This is a genomic window from Autumnicola aciditolerans (genome assembly GCF_041679265.1).
Classification (GTDB): domain Bacteria; phylum Bacteroidota; class Bacteroidia; order Flavobacteriales; family Flavobacteriaceae; genus Autumnicola.
The window spans coordinates 1-2675 of record NZ_JBGFSM010000050.1; the positions used below are offsets into that span (position 1 = coordinate 1).

A 2675-nucleotide genomic window follows, 5' to 3' on the forward strand; every position below is an offset into this window, starting at 1 on the left:
CCGATGTTGGGCACTGGAATTGATACCCAAAAAGTTTAAATATCGGCGTTCTTTTTTCAGCTGAGTATGAGTCAGCGCAAAGTAATTTTCCGCTTGCGCTATGGGGAAGTTTTGAGAGAATTTTTTTGCGAGTCCGTTTCTAGGTTTTGCTTTTATTTTTTATTAAATACTAGGAGCTTTTTTATAATTTTTGAGCATGAGTTAGCGCATAATCTCAAGTTGAAAAAACGAAAATTTTAAAGAAATTCTTGTGCCCAACGGTTACGGTTAACGCAAGTCACGGGAGTAGGGACACGAACTTGTCGGCTTAGTTTATTTTTAATTGGTCTCTAAAATAACAATTTTTAGCATACCACCCGTTATTTGCTGTTAACCGATGTTGTACACTGAAAATTTTATCCGAAATAGATAAATAGCAAAATCAATTTTAAATCCGAGTGATAATCTGCGTGGTGATTTTCAGAATCAGATAATTTTTTATCCGGAATGATTTGCCGTGATATTAATCTTTTTTGGCGAAAATTTTCTTCTTAATCCAGCGTCTGAGTAAGCACGTAATCTCATTATTAAAACTCAAAACCTGAAAAATTTTTTGTGTACAACGGCTGCGATTATCGCAAGTTGCGGGAGGAAGGACGCGGACTTGTCGGCTTAACCGTTTTCTATCTTGGTTTCTAAAATTAAGCTTTTTCTAGAATACCCGTAATTTGAGATGAATCGCTGTTAGCAACAGTTTTTATTTCAAATTCAATAAGTTCTCCAAATCCTTCTCATATTTAGCATAAGATGATCTGCCTAATTGAATCATCTTTTCTAACTTTTTTAAATCAGATTCAAGCATATTTGTTCCGTGTTTTGGTTCTGGAAAAGATTCGCTAATTCTCAACATTTTTAAATCCGGAAACAATAGTTTAGAGATAATTGTATTACTATTTGTGTTTGCCGTAAGGACTTTTTCAATGAAGTTATAAATTCCGAACATCCTTAAAACTTTATGCTTTAATCCAGAAGTTTTTTCGATATAATGACCTACTCCAATATTCAGTAAATTAATATCCGATTCTTTATATTTAAGTGCCTTATATGCATCAATCATTGAATATAAAGTGGAGTTATTAGCAATAAAGCCTCCGTCAACAACTTCAATTTCTCCGTGGTTATCTGTTTTAATTTTCATCTTTTCAAAAAATGGATATGCAGCACTTGAACATCTTATTGCTGTCGCAATTGTGCACCCAAAACCGGGTTTAAAGGACTGCTTCATTCCGTGAGCTTGTTGAATGTCTGTTTTGAAAACTAAAGGCATTTGAGTTTCAAAGTTCAAAGCAACAATTCCAATATTTGTTTTAAATGAATCGAATTTTTGGGAGCCAAAAATTTCAATAGCCTCTTTTTTTAAAGCATTACTTCTACCTGCTTTAGAAGTTCGTGACATTATTTTGGGTATTAGCGTTAAATAAAGCTCTTCTATTTTCGCCATATTATAGCCAATTGCAATCAAAGCCGCAATTATTGATCCTGTACTTGTGCCAAATATTAAACCAAAATGATCACATAGTGGACTTCCTAATCTTAATTCAAGTTCTTTTAATACACCTATTGTATAAACTCCTTTAGACCCACCTCCATCTAAAACTAAGATGTTTAATTCACTTCTCTCATGTGTAGTCATTCCAATATTTAATTAATTGATATCTTAATTGTTTGCAATCTTCTATATCCCATTGTTGATTAGATTGACCAAATAAATACCTCTGTTTATTTTGGCAAATTAACATTTGTAATTCGGAGTCGTCATAATTATAAAAAGTATTCAAAATCGCAAGAACTCTTGCTCGATGCGTTGTATTTAGAAAATTACTGTTTGGTATATTAAATAGTAATCCTTCAATAAAATAAGATGGTGCTAATGAACTGTCAATTATTCCAGCACTTACAAGCCTTGATTTAATATTCTTAATAATTCTAATTGAGGGCTTATAATTTGAATTACAATTTATATTTTTTGAAGCGCCATTTTCGAAGTGTAGTTTTGGAAAATTTACAACTTTCTCATTTGTTTCATTTGTCCAGAAAACTATACCTTTTGAATAGTCAGAAGTGTTTGTTTTACTAAAACTATTGTATTCTCTATATTCCCCGCAACATATAACATCGCATTCCAACCTGCCGGAATTTGCAAGAACCTTAATTGAGTTATTCCCTACTTTAACATAGTTTTCTCCGTAATAATCTTTTAATCTTTCAATAACGGCAGCTTTAAAAGAAGCTAGAGAAAATTTTCCATCTGAGTAATATTGATTGAATTCATTTAATTGTTCGCTCGGTAATTCATATTTATTTGAATAAAAAACAGAACTAAATTCAACAACTACATCTACATCACTATCGCCACGAATATTTGTAAAGTTTCTATATGAACCTTGTAAATAAATATTGAACCTCACTTCTTCATTCCAATTATTATTATCAATACAAGCTTTAATAGAATTATAAGTACTGGTTGAAGTTATGGTAGCTCCTTGATTTGACCAAGTTTGTAATTGTGCTTCAGGTATTGCCATGTTCAAATTTAGAATTTTTTTTAAAATTGTTGCTAACGGTTCCGGTTATCGCAAGTTGCGGGAGTAGGGACGAGGATTTGTCGGATTAACCATTTTTTTTCCTGGTTTCTA

Annotated in this window: 2 protein-coding genes; both read right to left on the reverse strand. The window is 32.0% G+C overall.

Going from position 1 to position 2675, the window contains the following annotated elements; translation table 11 throughout:
- Positions 1-736 precede the first annotated feature (736 nt).
- Positions 737-1672 (reverse strand): anti-phage phospholipase, encoded by a 936-nt coding sequence (locus AB8M93_RS18575; protein WP_373060457.1) that lies wholly within the window; start codon positions 1670-1672, stop codon positions 737-739.
- Entirely contained in the window at positions 1659-2564 is a 906-nt protein-coding gene (locus AB8M93_RS18580) for a nucleotidyltransferase domain-containing protein (RefSeq protein ID WP_373060459.1), read from the reverse strand. Before AB8M93_RS18580 ends, AB8M93_RS18575 begins: the two co-directional genes overlap by 14 nt.
- Positions 2565-2675: the final 111 nt, after the last annotated feature.

What these genes read in the sequence shown, in the direction of transcription:
- AB8M93_RS18575 (WP_373060457.1), bottom strand. Translation starts at nt 1,672, where the DNA reads ATGACTACACATGAGAGAAGTGAATTAAACATCTTAGTTTTAGATGGA.
- AB8M93_RS18580 (WP_373060459.1), bottom strand. Translation starts at nt 2,564, where the DNA reads ATGGCAATACCTGAAGCACAATTACAAACTTGGTCAAATCAAGGAGCT.